Origin of the sequence: Pseudomonas sp. BIGb0164 (assembly GCF_024810135.1) — a bacterium.
Lineage (GTDB): Bacteria > Pseudomonadota > Gammaproteobacteria > Pseudomonadales > Pseudomonadaceae > Aquipseudomonas.
The window spans coordinates 13,902-38,291 of the sequence record NZ_JANUEA010000016.1; the positions used below are offsets into that span (position 1 = coordinate 13,902).

Consider the following 24,390-nt stretch of genomic DNA (forward strand, 5'->3'; position numbering starts at 1 on the left):
ACCGTGCTGGTCATTTTCGCCATGAGCGCCCTCTTTAGCGGGGTGTTGCTCTGGGCCATCAAGTTCATCGAAAACCCGACTGCCAGGACACTGCTGCGGGTATTTGTCGGCCTGTGCCTGGCGGCCATCGTGGCTTACCTGGTGCTGGCTTCCGGGTTCCCCACTTCATTGCTGGTGTGAGTCGCCTCCTGCCCCTGACGCAAGCGCAATGCCGCCAGCGCCGCCACCACCAACACCAGTGCAATCACCTTCAAGCCGTTCATCGCGTTACCGGTGCTCATTTCAATCGCGCCCATCACCGACGGCCCGACAAACCCGCCCAACAGCCCGCACGCGTTGACGAACCCCAGACCGCCCGCCAACGCGACGCCCTTGAGGCGTGACGCCGGGTACAGGAACACGATCGACTGCACCACAAAGAACATCACCGCCGACAGGCAAAAGCCCAGCAAACTGAACACCGGCCCCGACACCGACGCAATGCCCAGCCCCAGCGCCATGGTCAGCAGCCCGGTCACCAGCAGCCGCCGGCAACGCCCGGGCGTCGTGGCAAAACGCGGAATCAGCACGGCGCCCAGTGCCGCCGCCATCCACGGCAGCGACGTCAGCAGGCCGACGCTCATGGTGCTCAGCTCCCCGTATTTGCTGATGATGCTCGGCAGGAAAAAGATCACGGTGTAGATGGTGATCTGATGGCAAAAATACACAAAGATCGCCAACAGGATTTGTGGGGTCAGCCAGTTTTTCAACGAGTGCCCACCCTCGCCCGCGCCCTCTTCGGTTTCCTGGGCGATACGCTGCTCGATGCCCCGCGCTTCTTCGGCCGACAGCCACGACGCCTTGCTCGGGCGATCCGGCAACTTGCACCACACCACCCAGGCAAACGCCACGGCCGGCAAGCCTTCGAGCAGGAACATCCACTGCCAGCCATGCCAGCCGAGCAGGCCGTCCATGCGCATCAAGGCCGCGCCCACCGGGCCGCCGATGATGTTGGCAAAGCACACGCCCAACAGAAAATAACCGGTGGCCCGCGCCCGTTGTTCACGGTTGAACCAGTACGTCAGATAGAGCATGACGCCCGGAAACAACCCGGCCTCGGCGATGCCCAGCAACAGGCGCAGCACGTAGAACGAGGTCTCGCCCTGCACAAAGGCCATGGCCGCCGAGATCAGGCCCCAGGTCACCATGATGCGGGCGATCCAGAACCGCGCGCCGACCTTGTGCATGATCAGGTTGCTGGGGATTTCCGACAGCGCATAGGTGAGGAAAAACAACCCGGCGCCCAGCCCGTAGGCCGCGGCGGAAATGCCCAGGTCGACGTCCAGGTGATGCTTGGCCAGGGCGATGTTGGTGCGGTCCAGGAAGCTCAAGATGTAGGCGATGATCAGCAAGGGCATCAGCTTGGCGAACATCAGTTTATTCAGCGCCTGCGGTTCGCGGGCCCGGGTGACGGTTGTCATCGGCAGTTCCTCTTGGCGCCCCGCCAGCCGAGCTGGGGGGCGCATCAGTGTTGTTCTAGGGTTGGAGTTGCACAGCCATGGCCTGGGGGCGATGGGAAAACAGTTGCAGCAGCGCGCCGCCGAGGGCGCAGCCGGCCATCACGAAGAAGCACACGGTGTAGCCGTGCAGCGTGGTCCAGCCGCCGCCCATGGCAATCAGGCTGCCCATCAGCACCGGCGCCAGGCCGCCGCCGATGAACATCGCGGTGGTGATGATGCCGTTGGCGGTGGAGGTCGCCGACGGCTCGGCCGAGTCACAGGCCACCGCGTAGTAGATCGGCCACACCGCATTGGCCACCAGGCCGAACAGCAGTTGCACGACGATGATCAGCGTCAGGGTGTTGGCGAAGTAGAACGCGCCGACACTCGCCGCCATCCACAGCCCGCAGATGATCAGGGTGGTGCGTCGGCCGATGATGTCCGACAGAGACGGCCACACCAGTTGCCCGAGGATGCCGGTGAGGGTGAACACCACGCTCATCCCCGCCGACTCCGCGAGGGACAACCCGGCGATGTTGTAGAGATAGGCCGGCAGCACGATGTTGACGCCCATGTACACCACTTGGGTGAGCATCGTATTGCCGGCCGTGAGGGCGATATTGCGGTTGCGCAAGGTGGCGACAAAGGTGCGCCAAGCCTCGCCTTTTACCGCGCTGGGCGGTGCGTTGTCGGGCGGGGTCATGCCTTTGGCGGCAATGTCGACATACAGTGCGGTGATGCGCTCGGCTGTGGAGTAGCGCGCCCAGAAGATCATCAGCGGCAGCGCCACCACAAAGGCGAAGAAGAACACGTAGCGCCAGTTGTCTTCGCCGAACACGGTGATGACAAAGCTGGCGACGATGCCGCTGAGCATCGCCCCGATCGGATAACCGGTGTGGTGCGCGCCCAAGGCAAAGCCGCGACGCTCCACCGGCCACCACTCGGCGGTGTTGCTCACGCCCACCGGCTCGCCCCAGCCCGCGCCGAGGTTGACGCCGACGCGCAGGGCAATAAAGGTGGCCAGGTTGCCGCTCAGTGCCTTGAAGCCCGACAGGAACGAGATCGCGGTGTAACCCAGCACCAGCGGCACCTGGAAGCGCGCGCGTTTCCAGCCGCCACCGTAACGGTCGCTCCACATGGAGCCGGGGATATCCAGCAGCGCCAGGGCCAGCATGACCACCGTGGCCACGGTGCCCCACTGGTCGGCGGACAGATCGAAATGCTTGGAGATGGTCGGCCCCAGGCGCAACACGATCTCACGGTCATAGGCGTTGAGGATCCAGATCATCCAACAGACCAGCAGCGACACCCAGGAATGCCGGTGAATGCTGCGCAGCGACGCTTTTTTGATAGTTGCCATGGGCCTCTCCAGGCGCGCAAGGGCGCGCACTGACACAAGGTTGCGAAGGAATTTGCCTTGTCACACACACGCGCTAGCTGGCGAAACGTCGCTCGGCTATTCCTTGCACGCCCAACCCGGTAATGGCGAACAGCGCGCCGCGCTGCTGGCCGTCTGCCGGGAAACGCGGCAGCGGCGGCTTGGCCATCGAGGTCACAAACAGGGTGTCCAGGTTCGGCCCGCCGAAGGTCAGGCTGGTGACCTTTTTCACCGGCATCTGGATGATGCGGTCGACGTGGCCGTCGGGGGTGTAGCGCACCAGTTTTCCGGCGTAGACCAGCGCCTGCCACAGGCACCCTTCGGCGTCGACGGTGCAGCCGTCGGCGGCGCCACCTCCGGAGGTGTCGACCTTGGCAAAGGTGCGGCGGTTGCTCACGCCTCCTGTGGCGAGGTCGTAGTCATAGGCCCAGATCTCGCCGGACCAGGTGTCACAGAAGTAGAAGGTTTCGCCCGACGGGCTCCAGCACGGGCCGTTGGACACGATGATGCCTTCGTCCAGGGTGTGCAGGCTCAGGTCGGCGTCCAGCCGGTAGAGCTTGGCGCTGGCGCTGTCTTCGAGGGTGTCCATGGAGCCGAAGACAAAGCGGCCCTGGCGATCGACCTTGCCATCGTTGAGGCGGTTGTTCGGCAGGTGCGGTTCCGGGTCGATGACAAGGTTGAGTTCACCGCTCTTGAGGTCGAGGGTGTGCACGCCGTTTTGCAGGGCGACAATCGCCGAGTCGCCGTTGTGGCGCAGGGCCATGGAGCCGATTTTCTGGCCCACGTCCCAGGCGCGCAGTTCACGACCGTCATCAGTACAGCGCAGGACCCGGCCGTCGGCGCTGTCGATCCAGTACAGCCGTTGTTGTTCGACGTCCCACACCGGGCCTTCGCCCAGGGTGGTCTTGATGTCGACGAGCACTTCGATACGCATGGTGATCCCCTTATTGTTGTTGTGCGGGATGCAGGCCGTGCTCCACCACGGCCTCGTTGTTTGCAGCGTCAGGCTTAGAAATTGACCTGGTCACGCCCCTTGAGCCCGAGGATTTCCCGCGCTTCATCCGGCGTGGCCACGCGATGGCCGAGGGCTTCGATCACCGTGCGGATGCGCCGTACCTGGTCGGCGTTGGAGGCCGCCAATTTGCCCGGGCCGTCCCACAGCGAATCCTCCAGACCGACCCGCGCGTTACTGCCCATGGACAGGCCCATGGTCGCCAGCGGAATTTGCCCACGCCCGGCACCGAGGATCGACCACACGTAGTCGTCACCAAACAAGCGGTCGGCGGTGCGCCGCATGTGCGCCAGGTCTTCCGGGTGCCCACCGATGCCACCGCGCAAACCGAACACCGACTGGATGAACAGCGGCGGCTTGAGCAGGCCGCGCTCCAGGAAATGCGCGGCGGTGTAGAGGTGGCCGATGTCGTAGCACTCGATCTCGAAACGGGTGCGGTTCTCGGCGCAGGAATTGAGGATGTGGGTGATGTCGCGGAAGGTGTTGCGGAAGATCCGGTCGTCACTGTCTTCGAGGTACGGGCGCTCCCAGTCGTGCTTGAAGTCAGTGAAGCGGTTGAGCATTTCATACAGGCCGAAGTTCATCGAGCCCATGTTCAACGAGGCCAGTTCCGGCTTGAACTGCATCACCGGCTGCAGGCGCTCTTCCACGCCCATGGTCGGTGCGCCGCCGGTGGTGATGTTGATCACCACGTCGCTGGCAGCCTTGATCTGCGGCAGGAATTCGGCGAACAGCGCCGGGTCCTGGCTGGGGCGGCCATCGTTGGGGTCACGGGCATGCAGGTGGATAATCGCGGCGCCGGCTTCGGCGGCACCGATGGCGGCGTCGGCAATTTCCTGCGCGGTGATCGGCAAGTGCGGCGACATCGACGGCGTATGAATCGCACCGGTAACGGCGCAGGTAATGATGACAGGACGATTTTTGGACATGACGAATCTCCGACTTTTATTCTTATGAAGAAAAATCCTGGGTGCAGCGCGCAGTGTTCTTCCGTGGCTTACAGGTACTCGACGTTCCCGTCGACGCTGATCGCCTGGCCGGTCACGTTGCGTGCGGCGGGCGAACAGAGAAACAAGGCCATGGCCGCGACGTCTTCGGCGGTGACCATGCGCTTGAGCGAGATCTTGTTGAGGTATTCCTGGCGCATCTGGGCTTCGGGCACGCCGACCTGCTCGGCACGGGCGCGGATCACGCCGTCCATGCGCGGGCCTTCGACGATGCCGGGCAGCAAGGCGTTGACGCGGATATCGCTCTCGCCCAACTCCGAGGCCAGGGATTTCATCAGGCCGACGATGGCCCATTTGGTCGCCGCATACGGCGTGCGCCACGCGTAACCCAAGCGCCCGGCCACCGAGGCGATGTGCAGCAAGTGGCCGTGGGACGATTCCTTGAGCATCGGCACCGCGTGGTGGGCAAAGCGGTATTGCGCCGTAAGGTTGATGTTGATGGTGGCTTGCCAGTCGGCGTCGCTGATCGCATCGATCCCGCCGGTAGGCCCGGCGATCCCGGCGTTGTTCACCAGCACATCGAGGCCGCCGAACTGTTCGTGCTGCACCTTGAACACCGCCTCGATTTGCGCGGCATCGCTGACATCGGCGCGGGTGGCGACGGTGCCAGGGTGCTTGTCGCGAAACGCGGCCAGGGCCGACTCGCTCACGTCACACACATGCACCTTGGCGCCTGCTTCCAGGTACGCCGCCGCCAGCACTTCACCGATGCCGGCAGCCCCGCCGGAAATCAACACACGTAACCCGGGATAGGGCTGCAACCGTTGTAAGACACTCATGCACGTTTACCTCCTGAAGCAGACGACCGCGTACGGTCGTTCTTGACGAGCAGGCGCGCCAGGGAATCGGCGGCCTGCATGATGTCATCGGTCACCGCCGCGCGAGCGCCGGCGCCATCGCGGGCGGCCAGGGCTTCGACGATGCGCGTGTGCGCCTCCATCGAGCGTTGCAGGTGAGCTTTATCGGGGGCGACCAGGGCAAAACACGGGCCCATGTGCAGCCAGAAGTTTTCCACGGCAGCCATGGTCAACTCGGCCTGGGCCACGGCGTAGATGCGCCGGTGAAACGCGAAGTTGGTCCACAGGTAGCGCGACACGTCGACTTCATCGGCGGCGTGCTGCATCTGCTGGCAGAGGTCGGTGATTTCGTCGAGGTCAGCTTTTTGCAGGCGCAGCACGGCCTTTTCAGCAAGCAAACCTTCGAGGGCAACCCGGGTATCACGGATTTCACGCAGACGTTCGACGGTCATCAGTCGTACACGCAGACGGGAGGTTTCGGTGACTTCAAAGGCGTTTTCGGCGCTGAGGCGCTGCAGGGCTTCGCGCACCGGCATGGGGCTGGAACCGAGGGCTTCGGCGAGGCCGCGGATGGTGAGTTTCTGGCCAGGCTGGAAGCGACCGCTCATCAGCGCTTCACGGATCTGGCGGTAGACCTGGTCTTGCAGGGTATCGCGGGATACCTGGCGCAAGGTGGGCAGGAGGAGCGGACCATCAGTCATGAGTCAAACCTGTGTTGTCGTTCTTATGGCTTCAATATGTGATCACAAATCAAATATGTCAAATAGTTTCCCGATCCGATTTCTGCTCGATTGACGGACGCAGGGCCGCTGACTCTAATGACCCCTCAACCACGCAAGGAGCGCTCAACCATGAAATTCGCCTACACCATCATCTACGTGCCGGACGTTGCGGCCTCGTTGGAATTCTTCGAAAAAGCCTTCGGGTTCAGTCGCCGTTTCCTGCATGAATCAGGCACGTATGGCGAGCTGGCAACAGGGGCTACGACCCTGTCGTTTGCTGCCCATGAACTGGGTGAAATGAATTTCGAGGGCGGGCATGTACAGGCACACGCTTCGCGCCAGCCGTTGGGGATGGAGGTGGGATTTGTGACCGAGGATGTGTTGGCTGCGCACGCCAACGCGCTTGCGCAGGGCGCAGTAGAGCTGTCGGCGCCGACGACTAAACCCTGGGGGCAGGTGGTGTCGTATGTGCGTTGCCCGGATGGGACGCTGGTGGAGTTGTGTACGCCGATCCTGAACTGAGCGCAGGACAATGTGGGAGCGGGCTTGCTCGCGAATGCGGTGTGTCAGTCAGCCTATTTGCCACTGATACACCGCATTCGCGAGCAAGCCCGCTCCCACATTTCTAACCGAGTACTCCCGGGATATCAGGGTTTGAGCGGGAACTCCTGGTCGCGCTCCGACAGCTCTGTGCCGTCGTCCGGATGCTTCCAGGTCTGCGGTTTTTCTTCCTCGTGGCGCCGGGGTTGTTCACGCTCCGGCTCATCCTTTCGCTTGCGTTCGTCAGCCATTGTCACCTCCCATCCGTAAGATTTGGTCACACCTTTCAGCATAGAACAGGGCCATCATTTTGGACGGCCTTGGCGATTGATAGCCTGTGCGCATCAATACATCCAAATAACTCACTTATCATTTCTAAATGTGTCAGCCACTATCCGCGGTCTTAAGCGAAACAAGCACTTTAAAAAGAACGCTGGAGACACAAAACCATGACTAGCCCTTCCCGGCCCGACTCTGCCCGCTCGAAAGTTGGTGCGGTTTTCCGCGTGACTTCCGGCAACTTCCTCGAACAGTTCGACTTCTTTCTGTTCGGTTTCTACGCCACCTACATCGCCGCTGCGTTCTTCCCCGCTGCCAATGAGTTTGCGTCATTAATGATGACCTTCGCCGTGTTCGGCGCGGGCTTCCTGATGCGACCGCTGGGCGCGATTGTCCTGGGTGCCTATATCGATGACGTGGGTCGCCGCAAAGGCCTGATCGTCACCCTGTCCATCATGGCCAGCGGCACGCTGCTGATCGTGCTGGTGCCGGGTTACCACAGCATTGGCCTGTGGGCCCCGGCGCTGGTGCTGCTGGGCCGTCTGCTGCAGGGCTTCTCGGCCGGCGCGGAGCTGGGCGGTGTCTCGGTGTACCTGGCTGAAATGGCTACTCCGGGCCGCAAGGGTTTCTACACCAGCTGGCAATCGGGCAGCCAACAGATCTCCATCGTGGTCGCCGCCGCACTGGGCTATGGCCTGAACGTGTGGATGGAACCGGCCGTCGTTGCCGATTGGGGCTGGCGCATTCCGTTCGCCATCGGCTGCGTGATCATCCCGTTCATCTTCATCCTGCGCCGCAACCTGCAAGAGACCGAAGAGTTCGCCAACCGTAAGCATCGCCCGACCATGCGCGAAGTGCTGGCCACCCTGGCGAAGAACTGGACCGTGGTCATCGGCGGCATGCTGATGGTGGCCATGACCACCACCGCGTTCTACCTGATCACCGTGTACGCACCGACCTTCGGCAAGACCGTGCTGCAACTGAGCACCTCCGACGCGCTGCTGGTGACCTTGCTGGTGGCGGTGTCGAACTTTGTCTGGCTGCCCATCGGCGGCACCCTGAGCGACCGTTTTGGCCGCAAGCCGGTGCTGCTCGCCATGACCGCCCTGACCGTGATCACCGCTTACCCGGCGCTGTCGTTCGTGGTCAACGCACCGAGCTTCGCCCACATGCTGGAAACCCTGTTGTGGTTCTCGTTCCTGTACGGCATGTACAACGGCGCCATGATTCCGGCCCTGACCGAAATCATGCCGGTTGAAGTGCGCGTAGCCGGCTTCTCCCTGGCCTACAGCCTGGCGACCGCAATCTTCGGCGGCTTCACCCCGGCGATCTCCACCTGGTTCATCCACATCACCGAAGACAAGGCCTCCCCTGCCTATTGGATGATGTTTGCCGCCCTGTGCGCGCTGTGCTCGACCCTCGCGCTGTACCGCCGCGCCAACGCCCGTGGGCAGGTGATGCAGGAGGCGGTGTGATGCGCCCGCTGCTCAAGACCCTGACAGCCCTGGCCCTCGGCGCGTTCGCGCTGACGGCCCAGGCCGAACAGCTCAAAGTGATGACCTCGGGGGGCTTCACCGCCGCCTACAAATTGCTCGGCCCGCAGTATGCCCAGCAAAGCGGCGATACCCTGGACACCATCCTCGGCCCATCGATGGGCAAGGCGCCGGAAGCGATTCCCAACCGCCTGGCCCGTGGCGAACACGCCGACGTGGTGATCATGGTCGGCTACGCCCTGGATGAGCTGATCAAACAGGGCAAGGTCGACAAGGCCTCCCGCGTTGAACTGGCAGACTCGCGCATCGGTTTGGTGGTGAAGGCCGGCGCGGCCAAGCCGGCGATCGGCACCGACGCCGAGCTCAAGGCCGTGCTGAGCCAGGCCAAGTCCGTGGCGTATTCGGACAGCGCCAGCGGCGTGTATGTGGAAAAGGAGCTGTTCAAGAAGCTCGGCATGCCGGCCAAGGGCACCATGATCGAACGCCTCCCGGTGGCCGAACAGGTCGCCAAGGGTGACTACGAAGTGGGCTTGCAACAGGTGGCGGAATTGTTGCCGGTGCCGGGCGTGACCTACGTCGGCAAGATCCCGGAAGACGTGCAATCGGTAACGCGCTTTGCGGCGGGCATTCCGGTCAACGCTGAACACCCGGCCCAGGCCAAGGCGCTGCTGCAGTTCCTGGCGTCGCCCCAGGCGCAACCGGTGGTGCAATCCACCGGCCTGGACTCGGTGTCACACTGACCGAAACGGCATCTCACGCACCAACCGTTCCAACTCCAGCGCCGCTGGCGGCAATGTCCGCCCGCGGCGTTTTATCAAGCCCACATTGCGCATCACCTGGGGTTCTACCAGCGGCACGCTGACCAGAATCGGGTGTGTGCCCGCCGGCATCGCAATTGACGGCACCATCGCCACACCCAACCCCGCCTCCACCAGCCCGATCATCGTGGTCACGTGGTGCGTCTCGCAGATACTCGGTTTTTTCACCCGCACGCCGCGCAAGGCCTGATCCAGCAAGAAGCGGTTGCCGGAGGTTTTGTCGACGGTGATGTAGTCGTGCTCATAGGCTTCGGCCCAGGTCACGCTGTCGCGCTCGGCCAGGGGGTGATCGCGACGACAGGCCAGTACGTAGCGCTCCTGCAGCAGCAATTCGAACTCCACTTCATCGGCCAGGCTGCCGCTGAAACTCACGCCGAAATCCGCCTCGCCACTCTCCACCGCATTGCACACTTCGCCAGCACTGGCATCCAGCACCCGCAGGCGAATTTTCGGATAGAGCTTGTGGAATTCGGAGATCACGTGGGGCATGAAGTAATACGCGGTCGACGGCACGCAGGCGATGGTGACGTTGCCCATGCGCGTGGAGGCGACGTTGCTGATGCCCATCAGGGCCACGTCGAGGTCATCGAGCATGCGCTCCACCTGGGGCAGGAAGGCACGACCGACCATGGTCAGGCTGACCCGCCGCGTGGTGCGCTCGAACAACTTCACGTCGAGGGCCGACTCCAGCTTCTCGATACGCCGGCTCAGCGCAGGCTGCGAGATGCGGATGGCCTCGGCGGCGCCGCGGAAACTGCCCTTGTCTACCACGGCGCGGAAGGCTTGGAGGTCGTTGAGGTCGAAGTTGATGATCACGAGGAAGGGCCAGTGAGGTCGATTTGGGGGACATTATCGTACGAATGCGTCAGCGTCAGGCCACGTGCATTTAAAAAATCGGGTGATCTGCGTAGTCTCGTGCCGAATTCTTTCGACAGAGTGATCAATGTCCAGCGCCTCCCCTAACAAAAAAAACCTGCGTCTATGGCGACTCGGCGCCGCCCTCGTGGGCCTCCCTTGCCTGGCGGCACTCGGCTTCTTCGCCTGGCAAAGCTTCTACCCCGTGAGCGCGGCAGCTGGCTGGAGTGTCCAGGTGGTCCACCGGGACGTGGAGAAAGCCGCCTCGCTGATGCCGTTGCCGGACGGTTCGCTGATGGTCAGCCAGGAGCTTGCCAAGGGCAAAGGCAGCATCGTACGTATCCACAGAGATGGCGCACGGGATGTGGTGGTGGCCAACCTTTCCAAGCCCGATGGCATGTTCGCGACCCGTGGCGGCTGGGTGTTCAGCCAGGAATCCGGCGGTTTGCCCGTCAGCTTTTTCAAGGACGGCGTGGTGACTGAGCTCTTCAAGGGTGAAAACGTGCAAGGGCTCTGGGATGAAGGCGACGACCTTTACGCCATCGAAGACCGCAAGCCCACCGGCCGCCTGCTGCGCTATCGCTGGAGCGATCAGTCGTTGAGCGTGCTGCGCGACCAGGTGCAGGAAGGCGAGTCCATCGTGCGTTGCGCCGACGGGCGAATGCTCTACACGGAAAAGAAAAAAGGCGTGGTGCGCGAGCTGAGCGCCGATGGCAGCGACCCGGTGGTGCTGGCAGGCCTGAACAAGCCGACGTTCTTGATGTGCGATGAGCGCGGGCTGTGGGTCAACGAAGACTCGACGCACCGGGCACGGTTGTTGTTGGTAGACCCACAGGGCAAACAGCAGACCATTCTGTCGTTTTTGAAAGCGCCGCAGTCGATTGTGCCGACGGGGCGTGGCACCTACCTGCTGGCTGAAGGCGGCAGGAATCGGGTGCTGGAGTTGGTGCCGCAGGGGCGTACTGTCACCCCCTGAAACCTGGCAAGTTGCGCCCTCAGGCGGTATTAAGCGCGGCGGCCCTATCAAACGTACGGATAGGGCTTCAGCCGCGTCGTCGACGCAAGAAACAACACGTCATAAATATCAACGACTTATCCTCTCTTCTCGCGTGCAAATACCCTCCCTGCAGCAATACTCAGATCTTCTAAATGCCTCCTCGCTTGCAAGAGTCCCACTACGGGACTAGGATCTGCCTATGAGAATTATCGCGATCAGCCAGCTCAAAACCTTCTGGCAGAAGCACCCGGATTCGGAACAATCGCTGCTGGCCTGGCTGGACGAAGCCAAAAATGCCCACTGGGCAACGCCCGCAGACATCAAGGAACAATTTCGTAACGCCAGCATTCTCAAGAGCCGACGGGTCGTCTTCAACATCAAAGGCAACGATTACCGGCTCGTGGTTGCCGTGGCATACCGCTACGGTGCGCTCTATATCAAGTTCGTCGGTACGCATCAGCAGTACGACAAGATTGACGCAGATACCGTTGAAACGGAGTAACCCATGAATATCCGACCTATCCACACTGAACAGGACTACAGGGACGCACTGAAGTCTGTTTCCCCCCTGTTCGACAATGAACCGGAGCCCGGCACGCCGGAGGGTGATTATTTCGACGTAATGATCACCTTGATCGAGGCCTATGAAGCCAAGCACTTTCCCGTAGACCTGCCCAACCCGGTAGATGCCATTCGCTTCAGGATGGAACAATCCGGGCTCTCGGCCGCCGACCTAGTGCCTGCCATAGGCCGTCAGAATCGAGTGTATGAAGTGCTGAACGGGAAACGAGCACTGACCTTGCCGATGATCTGGAAGCTGCACGCCATGTTCGGTATTCCGGCAGAAAGTCTGATCAAACCGATGAAACAGGCTTGAACACAGGGGCGGGTTGATCACCCGTCCAGACACGAAAAAGCCTGCCCAGTTTCACGCTCGGCAGGCTTTGTTTTTTGGGGTTGCGTCACTGACAGCTGAAATGCGGTCGGGCTACTGAGTCCAAGCGTGACGATCACCAAAGAACGCCTGGGCGTTACTGTCGAGCGTCTCCAGGTGATACCCGCCTTCCTGCACGATCACACAGGGCAATCCCAGGCCACGGATGCACGCCCCCAGCCGCGCAAACCCTTCGCGCGTGACCGCGACTTTGCTTTGCGGGTCCAGCTCGTAGATGTCGAAGCCCAGGGACAACACCAGCACGTCCGCCGAAAAGTCTTTGACCGCCGCCAGGGCCTGTTCGAGTTTTTCGAAGAACAGCGCCTCACTGGCGCCGTGGGGCATGGGCAGGTTGAGGTTGAAGCCCTCGCCCGCTGCGTTTCCGCGTTCTTCGGCGAAGCCGGCGACGCCGGGGTAGAAGTTGGTGGGGTCACCGTGGATCGAGACGTACAGCACGTCATCGCGCTCGTAGAAGATTTCCTGGATGCCCTGGCCGTGGTGCATGTCGGTGTCGAGCACGGCGACGCGTTGGAACCCTCCACGCAAGACCTGGGCGGCGACGGCCGCGTTGTTGAGATAGCAGAAACCACCCGCCGCATCGAACCGTGCGTGGTGGCCCGGAGGCCGGCACAGGGCGTAAGCAGCCGGCGCGCCATCGAGGATGGCCTTGGCTGCTGCGACGGCGCTCTGGGCCGACCAATAGGCCGAGCGCCAGGTGAGTTCGCCAATCGGGCAACTGCCATCCGCCAGGTAACGCGCCGCCTGGGCGAGGATGCCGCGCAGGGCGTTGGGCTCGCGTACAAAGATGTTGGACATGACTTCATCGCCCCAGTCCTCGGGGATTTCCTTCCAGCGTTGATGGGCTTCTTGCAGGAAGGCCAGGTACGGCGCGCCGTGCACGGCGAGCAGTGGGTCAAGGCCATGGTCCTGGGGTTGCTGGATGTCGAACCCCAGGGTCTGTGCAGCCAGCAGCAGGTTGCGTGCGCGCTCGGGGACTTCCTGGGGCGTGCGCATCTGGCCACGGGAGTAGTAGCTGCGCGGGTGGTGCAGGAGTTGTTCGGGGTGGAAAAAGGTACGCATGGGATTCTCCTGATGAACACATTTGTGCGGGTGAACACCGGACCTGTGGGAGCTGGCTTGCCTGCGATAGCGGTGAATCAGGCGATAAATCATTGCCTGACAGAACGCCATCGCAGGCAAGCCAGCTCCCACATTTAGATCGTCTTCAGCCTTGCACAAATGTGTCGTTAATTAGCTGGAACCGCTCGTTTGAGCACGGCATTGAGCAGCACATCGGTGCCCTGGCGCACGTCTTCGGGCAGTACGTCTTCGGCCTCGTTGTGGCTCAGGCCGCCGACACATGGGATGAAGACCATCGCGGTCGGGCAGTACCGGGCCAGGTGAATGGCATCGTGGCCGGCACCACTGACAATGCGCTGCTGGCTGTAGCCCAAGGCATCTACCGAGGACTGCACACAGGCTACGCAGTCCGCGTCGAACGGCGTGGCCGGACTGATCCAGTGGGGACTGATGGTGACGCTCAGGCCACGTTTTTCAGCGATGGCCTGCAGGCGCGCACGCACTTGCTGTTCCATGGCATCGATTTCGGCGTCACGGTGATGACGCAGGTCGACGGTGAAATTCAGCAACCCGGGAATCGTGTTACGCGATGACTTGGCAATGCTCAGCTCGCCCACGGTGGTCAGGCCTTCGGGGGCAAAATCCGCCGCCAGGTTTTCCAGGGCCTGGATCATTTTCGCGGCGCCGTACAGCGCGTCCTTGCGCAGTGGCATCGGGGTGGTGCCGGCATGGGCCGCCATGCCTTCGACCCGCACGTCGAGCCAGCGAATCGCCTGGCCGCCGGTGACCACGCCGATGCTCTTGGCGTTGTCTTCCAGGATCGGGCCTTGCTCAATATGGGCTTCGAAATACGCGTCCACCGCGCCACCCAACGGGCGCTCACCGTTGTAGCCGGTACTGCGCAATGCCTCTGCCACGCTGATGCCGTCGACATCCGCCGTGGCCAGGGCCTTGTCCAGTGCCAAGGTGCCAGTGAACACCGCCGAGCCGAGCATGGCCGGGGTAAAGCGCGCGCCCTCTTCGTTGGTCCACACCGCGATTTCCAGCGGCTTGCGGGTCTGGATGCCGTGGTCGTCGAGGCTGCGGATCACTTCCAGGCCGGCCAGCACACCGTAGACGCCGTCGAAGCGCCCGCCTTCCGGTTGCGTGTCGAGGTGGCTGCCCATCATGACCGGCGCGGCGTCCTTGTCGGTGCCGGCACGCCGGGCGAACAGGTTGCCGATGGCATCCACGCTCAACGTCAGCCCTGCGGCTTTACACCAGTGGCTGAACAGCTCACGGCCGGCCTGGTCTTCGGCACTCAGGGCCAGGCGGCAACTGCCACCACGGGCGGTGGCGCCGATCTCGGCCATGGCCATCAGGCTGGCCCACAGGCGCTCGCCATTAATCTTCAACATTCGCAAATCTCCCTCAAACACTGTGTGCCATTTCATGACGGTGAGCGGTGGCGTGACGGCGCGACAACGCCAGTACGCACACCAGCGAAACCGCCGCGATCACGCTGTAGAACACTGCCATCGGCCACCATTGGCCCTGGTACTCGTGGGCCAGCCAGGTGCCGATCAACGGCGTCAAGCCACCCGCCAGCGCACCGCACACCTGATAGGCCAGGGAGATCGCGGTGTAGCGCACGCGAGTTTCGAACAGGCCGCTGACAAAACCGGCAATCACGGCATAAAACGAGGCCATGCACACCACCGCCAGGGCGATGCCGAGGATGATCAACGGGGCCTGCCCGCTGCTGACCAGCACGAACATCGGGTAAGGCGAAGCCATTGCCAGCACGGTCATGGCGCAGAGGAAGCGCGTGGCGCCGACCTTTTCGGCCACCCAGGCGGCCAGGGGCTGGATGCAGAACTGGATGATCGCGACGAAGAACAAGCACTCCAGAATCAGCGAGCGCGGTAGGCCCAGTTGCTGAGTGCTGTAGGCAATCATGAAGGTGTTGGTGAAATACACGCCGGCGATGCCCAGGGTGTTGGCGCCAATGCACAGCAACAGCGGGCGCCAAGCGGTGCGCAGCACTTCAATGACGGGGGCCTGGTCTTTCTTGATCGCCCGCGCTTTTTCAGCCTGGGCTTTGTCTTCGAGAAACTCGGGGGATTCGTTCACCCCCAGGCGAATCGCCAGGCCTACAATCAGCAACAGGGCGCTGGCCAGGAACGGCACACGCCAGCCCCAACTCAGCAGGTCTTCTTCCGGCAAACGGGTGACCGCACTGAACGCCAGCAACGACAGGATCAAACCGGCCGGGCTACCCAATTGGGCGAAGGAGGCAAAGAAGTTTCGACGGCCTTTCGGCGCGTGCTCACCGGCCATCAGCACTGCACCGCCCCACTCTCCGCCCACGGCAATCCCTTGCACCACGCGCAGCAGAATCAGCATCACCGGCGCCGCAACGCCGATTTGCGCGTAGGTCGGCAGCAGGCCGATACACACGGTGACCACGCCCATCATCACCAGGGTGATCACCAGGGATTTCTTGCGCCCGATACGGTCGCCGATGTGGCCGAACACAATGCCGCCCAAGGGCCGTGCAAAGAAGCCCACGGCGAAGGTACCGAAGGCGGCCATGGTGCTGAACAGCTTGTCGTCGGAGGGGAAAAACAGTTGGCCGAACACCAGCGCGGCGGCAGTGGCGTAGATGTAAAAGTCGTACCACTCGATCATGGTGCCGATAAAAGCGGCGGCCGCAGCACGGCGGGGCTGTGGCGAAGCGGAAGGCTTCATGGGGCGGGCTCCTTTGGTTATTTTTTTGGCAGGAGAAAGTCAAACGGGCGCGCTCTGATGGCGCTTGTTGAGGGTGATTTATCGTCGCCGGGCTATGATTAGTCAATTTTCTATTTATTATTCAAATTATAAATCCTGCTTATTATCGAGCCGCGCCATGCCCGAACCTCGCCGCGATATTCACCCGCTGCTCAACGACCGCCTGGACTGGAACCTGCTGCGCACCTTCCGCGTGATCGGCCAGGAACTGAGCATCAGCCGCGCCGCCGCCCGCCTGCACTTGACGCAACCGGCCATCAGCCAGGCCCTCAAGCGCCTGGAAGAACAACTCGACTGCGAGCTCATCGCCCGCCGTGGCCCGCGCTTTGTGCTGACCGACGCCGGTGAACAGATCTTTGTCATTGCCGGCGAGATGTACGGCCAGGTGTCGCAGATGAGCAACGCCCTGCAAAAACCCGGCGATGAGGTACTCGGCAAAGTGCGCTTGCTGATGATCAGCCGCATCGAGTCGGACACCTTCGACGACTTCCTTGCCGACTTTCACCGCGAGCATCCCCGGGTCGACCTGGAAGTGGAGGTGATGCGCAGCTCGGACATCGTCGCCGCCCTCCTCGAAAAAACCGCGACCCTGGGCCTGAGCCTTAATCGCCGGCCACAGCCGCGCCTGGAACAGCACCTGTTCTTGCGTCAGCGCTATGCGTTTTTCTGCGGACGACACCATCCGTTGTTTGGGCGCAGCGGCCTGGCGGAGGGGGATTTGCAGTCGGAGAACTTCGTGAGTTTTACCAGCGACCAGATTGGCGGGATGTTGTCGCCCTTGACGATCTTCCGCGACCAGCAGGGCTTCAGCGGGCGGATCGTGGCGTCGTCGTCCAGCCTTGAAGAGGTGCGCCGGTTGGTGATCGCCGGGTTCGGCCTGGGTTGCCTGCCGATCCATGTGGTGGCCGAGGATGAGAAGAACGGGTTGCTGTGGCGGCTACCGCCGGATGAGGGGATCGCGGATGTGGATATTCATCTGCTGTGGAACCGGGAGCAGAAGATGAGTCGGGCCGAAGGCGTATTTATCGAGCGTCTCACGGCTCGATTGGCGTCGTGAGCGGACTTGCCCCGCGCGGCGACATCCTGCTGAGCTGATACACCGCAGCGGCGTGTCAGGCGTATTGTTTTTGCCTGATGTACCGCGGCGCGGGGCGAGCCCGCTCACTACAAATACGCGACATGCCCCATAATTGGCGGGGTTTGCAAGTCGGGTGGCGGCCTGCTGCTAGTGTGGAAAGCGCGTCTATCGAACATCCTTCGTTCACTGGTTATTTCCTATGAAGAGGTGTTCCATGTCCAAGTTCTGGTTTATCACTGGCAGTTCCCGTGGCCTTGGCCGCGCTATTACCGAAGCGGCCCTGCGCGCCGGCAACCGTGTGGTGGCGACGGCGCGCAATCCCCGTCAATTGGATGACCTGGTCGCTGAATACGGCGATGCGGTTTTGCCCCTGCAGCTGGATGTGACGGACAACACGCAGGTGGTGAAAGTCGTCGCGGCTGCGGTGGCGCATTTTGGCCGGCTGGATGTGGTGGTCAACAACGCGGGTTACGGGGACTTGGCGTCGGTTGAGGATGTGACGCTGGAAGACTTCACGGCGCAGATCAACACTAACTTCTACGGTGTGGTGCACGTGAGCAAGGCCGTGGTTCCGGTGCTGCGAGCCCAGGGCAGCGGGCATATCTTCCAGGTATCGTCCCTCGGCGGGCGTATCGGCATGGCCGGTTTGGCGGCTTACCAGAGTGCAAAATGGGCCGTGGGCGGGTTCTCGACGGTGTTGGCGCAAGAGGTGACCCCGCTCGGGGTGCAAGTGACGGTGCTGGAACCGGGTGGCATGCGCACCGACTGGTCGGGCTCGTCCATGACCATCCCCCCGATCAGCGCGCCCTATCAGCAAAGCGTCGGCGTGCTGGTCGAGTTGCTGAATTCCCCTGGTATCTTGCCGACCGGCCCGGCTCGGGTTGCCGAGATCGTACTGGAGTTGGCCCTGAACAAAGAGGCGCCGCTGCGCCTGTTGATTGGCAGTGACGCGGTGCAATACGCAGCGCGGGCAGCGGAAGAGCTGGCGGCTTCCGACAAGAAATGGCATGACCTCAGTGTGTCGGCCTCTGATTGATTTGCTCGACTGAAAAGGTGGCCCATGCCTGATGCACGCCAATCCCGTTTCAACATCCCGGATGTTTTCTGGCAAGCCCTGAAAACCATCGGGCTGGAGCCTTCGGCGGTGTTGCGTCAGGCACGGCTGCCGGTGACGCTCAACCTTCACGAGCGGCGCGACCGTCGTCAGGTAACGACGCCCGAGTTTTTCCGTTTGTGGGAGGCCATCGGCACGCTCAATCCGGACCCGGCGGCCGGCATCTTGCTGGTCACCCAGCTGGACAGTGCAACATTGCCCCCTGCGAGTTTTGCCGCCTTCATTGCCCGCGACTTTCGGGATGGCCTGCACCGCCTCGCCCGCTTCAAGCAACTGTGCACCCCCGAACGGGTGCACGTGACCGAAGAAGGCAGCACCTGCGCCGTCACCCTCGACTGGTTGCGCACTCAGGCGCACCCGCCGACGTTGTTTATCGATGCCGCCTTTGCCACGTTCGTCGAACTGGGCCGGCGCGGTTCCAGGGTGCACATCATCCCGCATCATGTTGAATTGGCCCGACCGGAATGTGGCAACACCGTCCTGGCCGATTTTTTTGGTTGCCCGGTGCGTTTCGGCGCCGAGCGTAATGCCTTGGTGTTTGACGCTGCTGACTTGAACCGGCCCTTCCCCGGGCACAACCCGGAACTGCTCGACATACTCAACCCGGTCCTGACCGCCGCATTGGCCGAAGCGACGGCATTGCCCACGATCAGCCATCAGGTCAAGGGCGCGCTCAAGCGCATTCTCGCCAGCGGTCGCCCGGAGATGGTCGAGGTGGCGCGGGACATGGGCATGAGCGAGCGCACGTTGCAGCGGCGTATCACCGAGGAAGGCACCAGCTTTCGCCAATTGATGCTGGAAACCCGCCAGGAGATAGTGCGCCATCTGTTGGCAGAACCGACGATCGAGATAGAGGAAATCGCCGGCTTGCTCGGTTACGAAGACACCAATTCGTTTTATCGCGCCTTTCGTACCTGGGAAGGCACGACACCCGCGCGCTGGCGCGCCTCGCAGGGCACCACCCACTGAGTTCACGCGGGCAATGTGTTCTCGACACTGCGAGCCATGCGCTGCAGCGCTTCGAACGGGTTGCGCCCGATCAGCATGAAGCCGTGGGTAGCACTGGCCCAATACACCACGTTCATCCCCCGCCGCTGCTCGGTAGCGATGGGTTGCGCGCCCTTGCGGACAGCGGTGATGCACAGCGCCAGTGGGCCGTGAAGTGGGTCCAGGTAGGTCAGCTGGCCGATCAATGCGCCGTCATAGTCGAGGATTTGCGCACGCCGGAATTCGGCGCCGGGCAGGTTCACGGCCTCAGGCGACAACGGCAGGCCCAATTGCGCGCCGACCGAACTCAGTTGCGCCACGTGGGAGGCGGGGTCGGCGCTGAGGTTCTCCAGGGTCTGGGGGGTGTACAAGGCCATGTATTCGGCGACCGACGCCCGCCAGCCCTGGCCGGGTTCCGGGCGAGGCCAACGCATGAACAGGCGGTCGGTAATCACCCCGGCCACGGCAAAACCGGCGGCCATGGCCAGGAAGCGGCGCCGGCTCAAGGCGGGGGCTTGCGCCGAGGGTTGCGATTTGAGCATCGCCTGCAAACGCTCGGTGGGTGCCTGGTCGAGCAGTGAGTCGAAGGCAGCCTTGAAGGGTAGATCAGCCACCTGCAATGCCTCCAGGCGCGTAGCCAGGGCGGGATCAACGCTGAGCCGATCGGTGATGAGCTGGTGCTGCCGGGCATCCAGTTCGCCATCCAGGTAAGCCACCAACAGTTCGTCGGAAGGTGCGTCAGTCAGGGTCATCGCCGTTCTCCACGGGTCTTGTCCGGTTGGGCTTGTGAAGGGGCGGTTTCAGCCAGCTTCGCCCGTGCGGCCGCCAATCGGCTCATGACGGTTCCCACCGGGATATGCAGCACCTCGGCAATCTCCTTGTATGAAAGCCCTTCCACATACGCCAGAAAAACCGTTTCGCGCTGGGCTTCGGGCAGCCCGTTCACACGCTTGATGACTTGGGCGGCGAGTACCTGTTCCTGGGCCAGGCTTTCGCCGTCGAAGGACAATTCCTGCTCCGCATCCACGAAGCCCTGCCCCTGGCGCACCCGCTGCGCGCGCACTTCGTTGAGCCAGATCGAATGCATGATCGCCAGCAGCCAGCGATCCAGTCGCGTGCCGGCGGCAAACTGCCCGGCACGTTCCAACGCCCGCACACAGGTGGCCTGCACCAAGTCTTCGGCCAGGTGCTTTTGCCGCGACAACACCAGCCCGTATCGCCATAAACGCGGCAATAACTGGCCCAGCTCGCGACGAAACTCAGCCTCTGGGGTGATGGCAGCCCCCTGTGTGTTCATTCACGGTTTTATGCCTCGGGCGCATGGGCGATCGCGTCAGCCAGGTCTTCATATTCTTCGCAGGTGGTGCTGCACAAGGCTTTGATCTTCACCAACTGCTCCTGCGCCAGGTCGATGCGGCCCTTGATCACGTAGGCCTCACCCAGGTACTCGCGGACTTGGGCATAGTTGGGGTCGAGTTCCACGGACTTCAGGTAATAGCCGATGCCTTCGTCGGTGCGCCCCAGCTTGCGGGTGGCGTAGCCGCGATAGTTGAGGGCCTTGGCGGTGTTCGGGTCTTGCAGGGTATCGAGCAGTGCCAGGGCTTCGTCGTAACGCCCATCCTTGGCCAGGCGGTAGGCGTAATCAGTGCGGTCGGCGTCCGACGTGGCCTTGCTGGTTTGCAGCACGCACTTGCCGGTCTTGGTGTCCCAGACCTGGCCTTTGGGGCAATTGGGCTTGGGCGGCGCGGATTCGTCACCCGATGCACGGGCCTGGCCTGCGAGCAAGGCGGCAGTCAGGCAAGCACCGAAGAACAGTGCGGTACGGTAGCCAACGGCGTGTTCGTGGCGGTTTTTCATGGTTTTCATGCTCCGTAACGATGGGGAGGTACAGCGGCCAACATCACTTTTCAAACGCATTGCGTGAACCGGGCAGCATGCGACGCAACGTGTTGTCGCCCATCACATAGTGGTGCCAGAGGGCAGCCACGGCATGCACACCCGCCAACAGGATGATCGCCCAGGCTACCGTGTCGTGCAGGCCGCCCAGCGTCCCGCGCCAGGCATGATCGACCACAAAAGGCGCCGGGATGGAAAACGTGCCGAAAAAGGTGAACGGTTCCCCCTGGGCCCAACGGAACATAAAACCCAAACCGATCTGTGCCAGCAGCAACAGGTACAGGCAACCATGCGCCATTTTCGCCAGCACGTTAAGGGCGGGGTGACTGTCGGCCTTTGGGCGACTGCCGCCGGACAGGCGCCAGACAATCCGCGCAGCGATCAACACCGCCATGGCGATCCCCAAGGAGATGTGCACCGACTGCAGGCCTTTGCGCAGTGGTGTGCCCTTCTCCAGGTTTTCCCAGATATGTGCGCTGGCAAACATGAAGATCACCACGGCGGCGGTGAGCCAATGGAAGGTGCGGGTGAGGCGGTCGTAGCGGTCGACATGGAGGCTCATGGGCGTTTCCTGGGTGGTCTGTGGGGTGAACACCGCAGTGAGGAAGGTTATTCGGTGAGGCTGTGATTTTTTATGCTGTTGATTCGGTGTGAGTTGGGCACTCGGAAACGCAAAAGCCCCGCAGCCGGCTCAGCTACGGGGCTTTTGCGTTTTGTTAACGTTCCTTATTGGCTTGGGAGAGCACCGAGGCTGCAAGGGTTTTGGTGTCTTCGCTGTAGTCATCGCTGCCCAACACTTTTGCGGCTGTTTCCTCCAGCTCTGCACCGGTCTGCTTGCCGGTGTTCTTCTGGGCCAGCGCTGACGCGGCAAGGCTTTTGGCAGTGGCCGTAGCGCCTGGGTTGTTAAGCGTTTGTGCGGCCAACGTCGCGACTTTGTCGGAGGTTTTCTTGGTGTTCTTGCTCATGATGCAATTCCTTTGCAGTGGGATGCGCCCGATCTGGCGCGCTAGCACAACGTAATAAGTTGCCGTCGTTATCGCAATCCGCCTCCTGTAGGCAAGGTTTTTAAAATGGCGCGAAAGTGACATCTGTGGCGTGGGACTCATCGATTGCACTGATGATTACTATCGAACGGGTCGCCTGCTCAATCATCAAGACCGGTTTATATAATCGCCCCCTGACTCCCTTCCCCCGCCTGGCTTCAGGCGACATTCATCTTGGAACCCAACACCATGCCAAGCGCGACACAGGCCCCACGCGGCCGTCCCGAACATAATCAACAAAGCGTCAAACAGCAGTGGCTGGCGATTCTCTCCGTGGCCGTGGGCGCCTTTGCCCTGGTGACCAGCGAGTTCCTGCCGGTGGGCGTGCTCAACGACGTGGCCGCGGACCTGGGCATCAGTGCCGGGCATGCCGGTCTGATGGTCACCCTGCCCGGCATCATGGCCGCGCTCGCAGCGCCGTTGCTGTCGGTCATCATTGGCGCCATGGACCGCCGCTACCTGCTGATCAGCCTGACGCTGATCATGATCATCGCCAACACCGTCGTGGCCTTTGCCAGCGATTTCAGCCTGTTGCTATTCGGCCGCGTATTGCTGGGCATCAGTATCGGTGGGTTCTGGGCCACCGCCATTGCGCTAAGTGGCCGTTTGGCTCCCAAGGGCGTGGGTGTAGCGAAGGCCACGTCGATCATCATGATGGGCGTGACACTCGCCACTGTTCTGGGTGTGCCCGTTGGTACCTGGCTCAGCGGCTTGATGGGCTGGCGCATGACGTTCCTGGTCACCGCATTGCTGGGTGTACCGGTGGTGCTGGCGCAGGTGTTCCTGCTGCCTCAGCTCAAGCCGGAGAAGGCCATTCTTGTCAGTGACCTGCCTGCCTTGTTCATCAATCCACGGGCTCGTGTGGGTTTGATCGCGGTCTTGATGATTGGCCTGGCGCACTTTGCTGCGTACACCTATGTGGCACCGTTCTTTAAAAACAGCTCCGGCTTTGATGGCCCGACCATTGGCTCGCTGTTGTTGATGTTTGGTGTGGCAGGCGTGGCGGGTAACGTTTTCGCCGGCTTTGCCGCCAATCGCAGCGTGCGCTACACCCTGTTGCTGGTTGCGCTGATGATCGGCACCAGCACTGCGCTGTTCCCCTACTTCGCCACCGGCCTGACGGGCGCGACGATGCTGATCGCACTCTGGGGCTTCGCCTTCGGCGCCTTCCCGGCCTGTGCCAGCATCTGGATGTTTGTCGTGGCGCCTAAGGACGTCGAACGCGGCATGCCGCTGTTTGTCGCCCTGTTCCAGGTGATCATTGCCTTGGGCTCGTTCTTCGGCGGGCGGATCGTTGACCAGATGGGCAGCTCAGTGCTGTTGAGCTTGGCCACGGCGCTGGTGGGCTGTGGGTTTGTCACGGTGTTGGTGCTGGGGCGTAAGGTGAGCAATAGCTTGGCGGCGCAACCCGCTTGACCGCGTGATTGAAACGAAAAAAGCCCCTGTCACGTCTCGGTGACAGGGGCTTTTTTGTGGGCGGCGAAAGCCATCATTCGTGACTAGGCGGCTGAAAGGAAGCTGCGTGTGGTTGATGTGGCAGCTTTGCATTCGGGCTACAGGCTGGCGGCAGCCCGCTGAACGGAGTCATCTGCGAGCAGAGGTCAAGCAGGTTATTGAGGAAAGGAACAGATAGGAAAATCTGACGCGCAGTTTGCCGAAGCCTGTGGCTGAAGTATGTGTCTATCAAGCGGCTAACTATTCCGTGCACGTCTTCGCCTGGCGCTGAACGTCCCTCCCAATGGTTATCAGGCTTGGCCAGCTGAGCCGATACATACGTGCGCTAAAGGCGATCCGCAATTGTTGGGTCGATCAAGAACTCATGCCTGGATGATGGTGAGGAAGGCAGTCCTTTGCTGGGCTGCGCTCTCAGACGGGATATCGATAGTGCCCTGGAAAATACGCTGATTAGCCAGAGGTGGAATCGCTCTATGTCGCTAAAGCGCCAAGTCGGCGCTCTATGACTGAGCAAGATTTGTGTCACCCCCATCACCGTCAGCGTTGTCGGGGGATGTGGGGTAATCCGGTTTTCGACCGCCCAAAACAAAACCCCATCTGCTTTCGCAAATGGGGTTTCGGAATTTAATCTTGACGATGACCTACTCTCACATGGGGA

Annotated in this window: 27 protein-coding genes; 11 read left to right on the forward strand and 16 right to left on the reverse strand. The window is 62.0% G+C overall.

Annotation, left to right across the window (positions count from 1 at the left end):
• The first annotated feature begins 21 nt into the window (after positions 1–21).
• A complete protein-coding gene (locus M2394_RS30220) occupies positions 22–180 on the forward strand; it encodes a hypothetical protein (protein WP_178926108.1) in 159 nt (52 codons plus the stop codon).
• Here M2394_RS30220 and M2394_RS30225 read toward each other — a convergent pair.
• The 6 genes from M2394_RS30225 to M2394_RS30250 all read right to left on the reverse strand — a co-directional run bounded on the left by M2394_RS30225 (position 135) and on the right by M2394_RS30250 (position 6,373).
• Positions 135–1,460, reverse strand: a complete 1,326-nt coding sequence (locus M2394_RS30225) for an MFS transporter (protein ID WP_259175821.1) — start codon at positions 1,458–1,460, stop codon at positions 135–137. The genes M2394_RS30220 and M2394_RS30225 overlap by 46 nt on opposite strands.
• 55 nt (positions 1,461–1,515) lie before the next feature.
• Entirely contained in the window at positions 1,516–2,838 is a 1,323-nt protein-coding gene (locus M2394_RS30230) for an MFS transporter (RefSeq protein WP_178925741.1), read from the reverse strand.
• 73 nt (positions 2,839–2,911) lie between these two features.
• Positions 2,912–3,790 carry an SMP-30/gluconolactonase/LRE family protein gene (locus tag M2394_RS30235; protein ID WP_178925742.1) on the reverse strand — a complete coding sequence of 293 codons (879 nt, stop codon included), beginning with the start codon at positions 3,788–3,790 and terminating at the stop codon, positions 2,912–2,914.
• A 74-nt stretch (positions 3,791–3,864) separates the two neighbouring features.
• A complete protein-coding gene (locus M2394_RS30240; RefSeq protein ID WP_259175822.1) occupies positions 3,865–4,797 on the reverse strand; it encodes a 3-keto-5-aminohexanoate cleavage protein in 933 nt (310 codons plus the stop codon).
• Between the two features lie 68 nt (positions 4,798–4,865).
• Complete coding sequence (locus tag M2394_RS30245) at positions 4,866–5,654, reverse strand: SDR family oxidoreductase (RefSeq protein WP_178925671.1); 789 nt, start codon at positions 5,652–5,654, stop codon at positions 4,866–4,868.
• Positions 5,651–6,373, reverse strand: coding sequence for a GntR family transcriptional regulator (locus M2394_RS30250; RefSeq protein ID WP_178925670.1), 723 nt, complete (start codon positions 6,371–6,373; stop codon positions 5,651–5,653). Before M2394_RS30250 ends, M2394_RS30245 begins: the two co-directional genes overlap by 4 nt.
• A 150-nt stretch (positions 6,374–6,523) precedes the next feature.
• Here M2394_RS30250 and M2394_RS30255 point away from each other — a divergent pair, with 150 nt between their 5' ends.
• The gene (locus tag M2394_RS30255; protein WP_259175823.1) at positions 6,524–6,916 is read left to right on the forward strand and encodes a VOC family protein; all 393 of its coding nucleotides are present in this window, start codon (positions 6,524–6,526) and stop codon (positions 6,914–6,916) included.
• Positions 6,917–7,041: 125 nt separating this feature from the next.
• Here M2394_RS30255 and M2394_RS30260 read toward each other — a convergent pair whose 3' ends face one another.
• On the reverse strand, positions 7,042–7,185 hold the full coding sequence (locus tag M2394_RS30260) for a hypothetical protein (protein WP_176995279.1): 144 nt from the start codon (positions 7,183–7,185) through the stop codon (positions 7,042–7,044).
• Positions 7,186–7,383: 198 nt separating this feature from the next.
• Between M2394_RS30260 and M2394_RS30265 the strand changes: the two genes are divergently transcribed.
• Both M2394_RS30265 and M2394_RS30270 read left to right on the forward strand, forming a co-directional pair.
• Positions 7,384–8,688: an MFS transporter gene (locus tag M2394_RS30265; RefSeq protein WP_259175824.1), complete on the forward strand. Its 1,305-nt coding sequence runs from the start codon at positions 7,384–7,386 to the stop codon at positions 8,686–8,688.
• Positions 8,688–9,446: a substrate-binding domain-containing protein gene (locus M2394_RS30270; RefSeq protein WP_176995277.1), complete on the forward strand. Its 759-nt coding sequence runs from the start codon at positions 8,688–8,690 to the stop codon at positions 9,444–9,446. Before M2394_RS30265 ends, M2394_RS30270 begins: the two co-directional genes overlap by 1 nt.
• On the opposite strand, the gene M2394_RS30275 is transcribed toward M2394_RS30270, so the two are convergent.
• Positions 9,438–10,340 carry a LysR family transcriptional regulator gene (locus M2394_RS30275; RefSeq protein ID WP_176995276.1) on the reverse strand — a complete coding sequence of 301 codons (903 nt, stop codon included), beginning with the start codon at positions 10,338–10,340 and terminating at the stop codon, positions 9,438–9,440. The genes M2394_RS30270 and M2394_RS30275 overlap by 9 nt on opposite strands.
• Positions 10,341–10,467: 127 nt before the next feature.
• Here M2394_RS30275 and M2394_RS30280 point away from each other — a divergent pair, with 127 nt between their 5' ends.
• The 3 genes from M2394_RS30280 to M2394_RS30290 all read left to right on the forward strand — a co-directional run bounded on the left by M2394_RS30280 (position 10,468) and on the right by M2394_RS30290 (position 12,253).
• A complete protein-coding gene (locus M2394_RS30280) occupies positions 10,468–11,355 on the forward strand; it encodes a hypothetical protein (RefSeq protein WP_259175828.1) in 888 nt (295 codons plus the stop codon).
• Between the two features lie 220 nt (positions 11,356–11,575).
• A complete protein-coding gene (locus M2394_RS30285; RefSeq protein ID WP_178925936.1) occupies positions 11,576–11,878 on the forward strand; it encodes a type II toxin-antitoxin system HigB family toxin in 303 nt (100 codons plus the stop codon).
• Between the two features lie 3 nt (positions 11,879–11,881).
• Positions 11,882–12,253 carry a type II toxin-antitoxin system HigA family antitoxin gene (locus M2394_RS30290; protein ID WP_178925937.1) on the forward strand — a complete coding sequence of 124 codons (372 nt, stop codon included), beginning with the start codon at positions 11,882–11,884 and terminating at the stop codon, positions 12,251–12,253.
• Between the two features lie 111 nt (positions 12,254–12,364).
• Here the strand turns inward: M2394_RS30290 and M2394_RS30295 are convergent, their stop codons facing one another.
• From M2394_RS30295 to M2394_RS30305, 3 genes are all read right to left on the reverse strand, one after another.
• On the reverse strand, positions 12,365–13,390 hold the full coding sequence (locus M2394_RS30295) for a histone deacetylase family protein (protein WP_178925938.1): 1,026 nt from the start codon (positions 13,388–13,390) through the stop codon (positions 12,365–12,367).
• A gap of 167 nt (positions 13,391–13,557) precedes the next feature.
• A complete protein-coding gene (locus tag M2394_RS30300) occupies positions 13,558–14,787 on the reverse strand; it encodes a Zn-dependent hydrolase (RefSeq protein WP_178925939.1) in 1,230 nt (409 codons plus the stop codon).
• A 13-nt stretch (positions 14,788–14,800) separates the two neighbouring features.
• Complete coding sequence (locus M2394_RS30305) at positions 14,801–16,120, reverse strand: MFS transporter (protein ID WP_259175830.1); 1,320 nt, start codon at positions 16,118–16,120, stop codon at positions 14,801–14,803.
• A gap of 157 nt (positions 16,121–16,277) precedes the next feature.
• Between M2394_RS30305 and M2394_RS30310 the strand changes: the two genes are divergently transcribed.
• From M2394_RS30310 to M2394_RS30320, 3 genes are all read left to right on the forward strand, one after another.
• Positions 16,278–17,216 carry a LysR family transcriptional regulator gene (locus tag M2394_RS30310; RefSeq protein WP_259175831.1) on the forward strand — a complete coding sequence of 313 codons (939 nt, stop codon included), beginning with the start codon at positions 16,278–16,280 and terminating at the stop codon, positions 17,214–17,216.
• Positions 17,217–17,451: 235 nt separating this feature from the next.
• A complete protein-coding gene (locus M2394_RS30315; protein ID WP_259175832.1) occupies positions 17,452–18,273 on the forward strand; it encodes an SDR family NAD(P)-dependent oxidoreductase in 822 nt (273 codons plus the stop codon).
• 24 nt (positions 18,274–18,297) lie between these two features.
• Positions 18,298–19,320: an AraC family transcriptional regulator gene (locus M2394_RS30320; protein ID WP_259175833.1), complete on the forward strand. Its 1,023-nt coding sequence runs from the start codon at positions 18,298–18,300 to the stop codon at positions 19,318–19,320.
• A gap of 2 nt (positions 19,321–19,322) precedes the next feature.
• On the opposite strand, the gene M2394_RS30325 is transcribed toward M2394_RS30320, so the two are convergent.
• From M2394_RS30325 to M2394_RS30345, 5 genes are all read right to left on the reverse strand, one after another.
• Positions 19,323–20,090, reverse strand: a complete 768-nt coding sequence (locus M2394_RS30325; protein WP_259175834.1) for an anti-sigma factor — start codon at positions 20,088–20,090, stop codon at positions 19,323–19,325.
• A complete protein-coding gene (locus M2394_RS30330) occupies positions 20,087–20,584 on the reverse strand; it encodes an RNA polymerase sigma factor (RefSeq protein WP_218647230.1) in 498 nt (165 codons plus the stop codon). The genes M2394_RS30325 and M2394_RS30330 overlap by 4 nt, the downstream gene beginning before the upstream one ends.
• A 59-nt stretch (positions 20,585–20,643) precedes the next feature.
• On the reverse strand, positions 20,644–21,195 hold the full coding sequence (locus M2394_RS30335) for a tetratricopeptide repeat protein (protein ID WP_259175835.1): 552 nt from the start codon (positions 21,193–21,195) through the stop codon (positions 20,644–20,646).
• Positions 21,196–21,238: 43 nt separating this feature from the next.
• A complete protein-coding gene (locus M2394_RS30340) occupies positions 21,239–21,796 on the reverse strand; it encodes a cytochrome b (protein ID WP_259175836.1) in 558 nt (185 codons plus the stop codon).
• Positions 21,797–21,950: 154 nt separating this feature from the next.
• On the reverse strand, positions 21,951–22,199 hold the full coding sequence (locus M2394_RS30345) for a hypothetical protein (RefSeq protein ID WP_259175837.1): 249 nt from the start codon (positions 22,197–22,199) through the stop codon (positions 21,951–21,953).
• 267 nt (positions 22,200–22,466) lie between these two features.
• Here M2394_RS30345 and M2394_RS30350 point away from each other — a divergent pair, with 267 nt between their 5' ends.
• The gene (locus M2394_RS30350) at positions 22,467–23,693 is read left to right on the forward strand and encodes an MFS transporter (protein WP_178925949.1); all 1,227 of its coding nucleotides are present in this window, start codon (positions 22,467–22,469) and stop codon (positions 23,691–23,693) included.
• Positions 23,694–24,390: the final 697 nt, after the last annotated feature.